Source organism: Streptomyces sp. SID5910, from assembly GCF_009862125.1.
Classification (GTDB): Bacteria; Actinomycetota; Actinomycetes; order Streptomycetales; family Streptomycetaceae; genus Streptomyces.
Map to the genome: position 1 here is coordinate 1 of NZ_WWHX01000214.1, position 4,553 is coordinate 4,553.

Annotated in this window: 4 protein-coding genes; 1 reads left to right on the forward strand and 3 read right to left on the reverse strand. The window is 70.2% G+C overall.

What is annotated here, in order from left to right; translation table 11 throughout:
* On the reverse strand, positions 1-767 hold a 767-nt coding region (gene bglS, locus GTW67_RS07520; RefSeq protein ID WP_161164024.1), incomplete at its 3' end, for a beta-glucanase.
* A gap of 438 nt (positions 768-1,205) precedes the next feature.
* Between bglS and GTW67_RS07525 the strand changes: the two genes are divergently transcribed.
* Entirely contained in the window at positions 1,206-2,486 is a 1,281-nt protein-coding gene (locus GTW67_RS07525; protein ID WP_237518725.1) for a glycoside hydrolase family 6 protein, read from the forward strand.
* A 45-nt stretch (positions 2,487-2,531) separates the two neighbouring features.
* Here the strand turns inward: GTW67_RS07525 and GTW67_RS07530 are convergent, their stop codons facing one another.
* Positions 2,532-3,545 carry a LacI family DNA-binding transcriptional regulator gene (locus GTW67_RS07530; RefSeq protein WP_161164025.1) on the reverse strand — a complete coding sequence of 338 codons (1,014 nt, stop codon included), beginning with the start codon at positions 3,543-3,545 and terminating at the stop codon, positions 2,532-2,534.
* Positions 3,546-3,786: 241 nt separating this feature from the next.
* Positions 3,787-4,553: GntR family transcriptional regulator (locus GTW67_RS07540; protein ID WP_524539757.1), on the reverse strand; the 767-nt coding region annotated here is incomplete at its 5' end.

Sequence of the window (4,553 nt, forward strand, 5' to 3'; positions counted from 1 at the left end):
ACCCAGTCGTAGCGGGCCGTCAGCGGAGTGCCGGGGTAGCTGAAGGGGCCGAGCCAGCCGTCGACCCCGGTGCCCGGCCACAGGTTGGCCATGATGCGCATCGGGTGGGTGGGGAGCGCACCGCGCGAGCCGTTCTCCTGGTGGACGAGCTTGCCGTCCACGAACCAGTTGATGGTGCCCTGGTTCCACCACTCGATCGCGTAGTCGTGGTAGCCGGTGGAGGCGTCGAACCCGAGGTTGATGACGGTCTCGTGTCCGCCCACACCATTGGTGAAGTAGTTGGTCTGCATCTGGGTGGTGTTCTTGCCGAGGATCTCGACGTCGATCTCGTCCCAGGGCTGGCCGTCGCTCGCTCCGGTGTAGGTGAAGAACCCGGTCACGGTGCCTGAGCGCTTGACCGCCTGGAGCCGGGCCTCGAAGCGGCCGTAGGAGTACAGGTCGTTGGACCGGTACTCGCCGGAGGCGTAGGGCTTGCCCGAGCAACCGCTGGGGCAGGACGCGGTGTCGAGGTTCTGGCCCATCACGCCACCGTTGAACCAGACGTGGTCGGCACGCCAACCGACATTGAACATGCCTCCGTTGGACCAGCCGTCGGCCTTGTGCCAGCGGCCCGTGTCGAAGGCGTCGAAGTTGTCGACGAAGCTGCCGCCGACGGCAGCGTTCGCGGAGGGGCTGGTCATCGGGGTGAAGGTCAGCGCGAGGGCAGCGGTGAGGGGGAGCAGCCAGCGGTGGCTGCGGAACCGACGACGTGTCGTGGGGGATGGCATTTCGGCCTCCTTGGGGAGTGAATGCGGCATGCGTGTCCGTGGGCCGAAGCCTGTGCCGTAAAGGCCAGGTGGGGGACAGGCTCGGCGTCCGCTGACAGCACAGGCGTGCGGGGAGGACGCCTGTCGAGCTGGGGAGTGCACCGATCGGGCCACGATGATCTGCTGCGCCTGAGCGGTATCACTGGAACCGCTCCCAAAAAGTAGCAGCGCACTACCTGACCGACAAGAGACGCGGTGAAGCAAAACGGAAACCTGCCGTTCACGCAGCTGTGCCGTCACTGCGGAGTATTGACATGCCTGCAACACGCCCCCCAACATGAGGGCGCCCGGCAGTGCGGAGGTTGGCAGCGACTGGAAGCGCTTCCAGTGCCAGTACCAGTGCCCGCCCAAGTCCAACGCCCGCGCTGCGCGCTGCCGACACGAAGGAGACCCCACCCCATGAGCAGAGTGAGACGGTTGCTCGTCCCAGTCGCCTGCGCGGCCCTCGCCTCCGGCGGTCTGAGCGGCGGAGCGGCTGTCGCCGCACCCAGCGCCCCGGCGGCTGACCACACGCTGCCCAGGAACACGCGCTTCTACGTCGACCCCGAGGCCGGCGCCGCACAGCAGGCGGCCGCCGACTTCAAGGCCGGCAAGGTCGAAGACGCCCTGCGAATGGCCAAGTTGGCCACCTGGCCGCAGGCGATCTGGCTCGACTACGGCACCCCAGCCGAGATCAAGAAGGTCGTGCAGAAGACGATGCTGGCGGCCAAGATCAGCCACACCGTGCCCGTCTTCGTCCTCTACAACGTCACCGGCCGCGACTGCAGCTTCTACTCGGCCGGTGGCGCGGACAGCCCCGAGGAGTACAGGGCCTGGGTTCAGGGCGTGGCCGACGGCGTCGGCACCGGACGCGCCGTGGTCATCGTCGAGCCCGACGGGCTGGCTCTGCTGCCCAAGGACTGCCCCGAGGGCGACGCGGACGGCAGCCGCACCGAGGAGCGGTACGCCAACATCCGGACCGCGGTGGACATCATGAGGTCCAAGCCCAGGACGTCCGTGTACCTCGACGGCGGCAGCAGCAACTGGCAGCCGGTGGGCGAGCTGGCCGGACGCCTGATCAAGGCCGACCTGGCCAAGACCCAGGGCTTCGCCCTGAACGTCTCCAACTACCAGCCCACCGACCAGCTCAACCGCTACGCCACCTGGGTGTCGAAGTGCGTCTGGTACGCCACCGAGGGCCCGGCGGAGGCGCGCGGCAAGACGGACACCTGCGCCAGCCAGTACTACTCGCCGGCGGCCCCCAACGACGGGCAGCCCGGAAACTCGGTGGACTTCTACGACCCGGCCACCTGGAAGTGGGTCGACGCCTGGTTCGACCAGACCGTGGGCCGGCCACCGGTCGAGGACCTGTCGCACTACGTCCTGGACAACAGCCGCAACGGCCTCGGCGCCTGGATACCCCCGGCGGGCAAGTACACCGACCCCGAACACTGGTGCAACGCCCCCGGGCGCGGCATCGGCGCCCGGCCCACCACCGACACCGGCCGGCCGCTGGCCGACGCCTACCTGTACGTGAAGACCATCGGCGAGTCGGACGGCACCTGCCATCGAGGCACGGCAGGCCCCATCGACCCGGAGTACGGGATCGAGGATCCGCCGGCCGGCGCCTGGTGGCCGGAGTTCGCGCACACCCTGGCGAAGAACGCGAAGCCCGCGCTCACGTTCAACACCGGCCGATAGGAGCGCGGACGGCCCGACCGTCCGGCGTGAGACGGTCGGGTGCGGTCAGGTACTGGCGCGCTTCACCAGATGGGTGGGCAGGATCAGCGGGCTGGGGTCGCGGCCCGCGATGAGCCCGACGAGCATCCGGACCATCTCGCGGCCGAGATCCCGTATGGGCTGATGGACCGTGGTGAGTGCGGGCTCGGCGACCTGCGCGACGGCGAGGTCGTCGAACCCCACCACGGCTACGTCCTCAGGCACCGAGCGCCCTGCTCCTCGCAGCGTGCGCAACGCGCCCGCCGCCATGTTGTCATTGGCGGCGAACACTCCGTCCAGGTCCGGGTGCGCCTCCAGCAGACGCGCCATGGCGGCTGCTCCAGCCGCGTCGGAGAAGTCTCCCTGCTCTGCCGGGCGGGGTGTCAGGCCGGCGAGCAGCATGGCTTCCCGGTAGCCGCGATGGCGCGAGGCTCCCACCTCGGTGTCCAGCGGGCCGCAGATCGTGACCACCTTCGTCCGCCCCTGCGCGAGCAGATGATCGGTGGCGTCCCGGGCCCCTGCGACGTTGTCGATGTCGACGTACCAGCGCGGTTCGAAGTCCTTCGGCCGCCCACCGAAGACGACCGGCAGCTGTGTCTCCTCGGCGAGCCGGGCCAAGGGGTCGCCCTCGTGCAGTGCCATCAGCATGACCCCGTCGACAGCGCGGGAACGCACGAGCTGTTCCACCCGCTCGCGCCCGCGCGGGGTGGCGGCCAGGCACAGCATCATGTGCAGGTCGGCTTCCTCCAGGGCGCTGGACACTCCCACGATGACCTGAGCGAAGAACGGATCGGCCAGAACCTCCGGATCAACCCGTGAGATGACCAGGGCGGCCGCACCCGCCTGACGCGTGGCCAGTGCGCGCGCCTTCGGGTTGGGGACGTATCCGAGCTTCCTGATCGCCCGCTCGACCGCCTCCCGCTTGGCCCGGCTGACATGGGGGGCGTCGTTGATCACCCGAGAGGCCACCGATCGCGAAACGCCGGCCAGCGCGGCCACCTCGTCGAGCGTGGCGTGCCGACGCGGCAGTTCCTCAGTCATGGACGCGGGCCTTCCCTCGCTGCGGTTTGGAAGCCCTTCCATTGTGACCTGTGAGCGAGGGGAGCAGCGACGGAGGGGCCTGTGGGTCGTCGCCCCGGCCCTGGCCGGCGTCAGGCCAGGTCAGACGTCGTGCGAAGTGAGCCCATGCCGCCAGGACCATGCAGGCGGCAGTGATGCCGCCGAGCGTCATGACCATGGACGGGGAACCGCAGTCCACGACGACTCCGCGAGTCGGCGCAGGTCAGCGTCGCTGCATCACCTGAACCGGCGGCGTCCCCGCCGGCAGTAGGTACTTCGCTGCCATCACCGGTCGGTTGCCCGCCGAGACGACCTGGGTGAGCAGTACGGCGGGGGACTCCGGCGGCCGGTCCATCGCCGTACCCCGCTCCGTGCCGAGGACCGTGGCTCCGATGCTGGTCCGGCCGGTGAGCCGCTGGCCGGCGGTCGTGTCCAGGAGGACGGCGAGCATGCTCGCCGAGGGCCTGGCCTCCGCCGCCGTCGCGAGCGCGGCGGCGTACTCCGGGACGAGTCCGGTGAGCGTGTGCTCCTCCGCCGCCCACTCGTGTGCGAAGCAGGCTGGGGAGCCGTCCGCGTAGAGCAGGGTCTCCCAGAACCACGTCCGGCCGGTGCCGGCCAGGCGCAGGTGGTGCGCGGAGAAGTCGGTCGCCTCGTCGAGCCGCGCGGAGAGGCGGCGCGCGGTGACCGGCGTGCCGCCGAGCAGCGATTCGACGGGCAGGACGCGTTCGAGGCCGCGCGGCGGCAGATGCTGGTTGACGCGGCTTCCGACGCCGTGCCGCCGCGTGATCACCCCGTCTTCCTGGAGCAGGATCAGCACCTCGCGCAGCGCGGGGCGGCTGACGCCGAGGCGGGCGGCCAGCTGGGGCTCGGACGGGAGGTCGGAGCCCGGCGGGAAGGTTCCGTCGTGGATCGCCGCGACGATGCGCTCGTACAGCTCGACGCGGGGCGTACGGCGGTGCGGCGACGGAGCAGTCATGCGGCCCGACTCTC

What these genes read in the sequence shown, in the direction of transcription:
- GTW67_RS07525 (WP_237518725.1), top strand. Translation starts at nt 1,206, where the DNA reads ATGAGCAGAGTGAGACGGTTGCTCGTCCCAGTCGCCTGCGCGGCCCTC.
- GTW67_RS07530 (WP_161164025.1), bottom strand. Translation starts at nt 3,545, where the DNA reads ATGACTGAGGAACTGCCGCGTCGGCACGCCACGCTCGACGAGGTGGCC.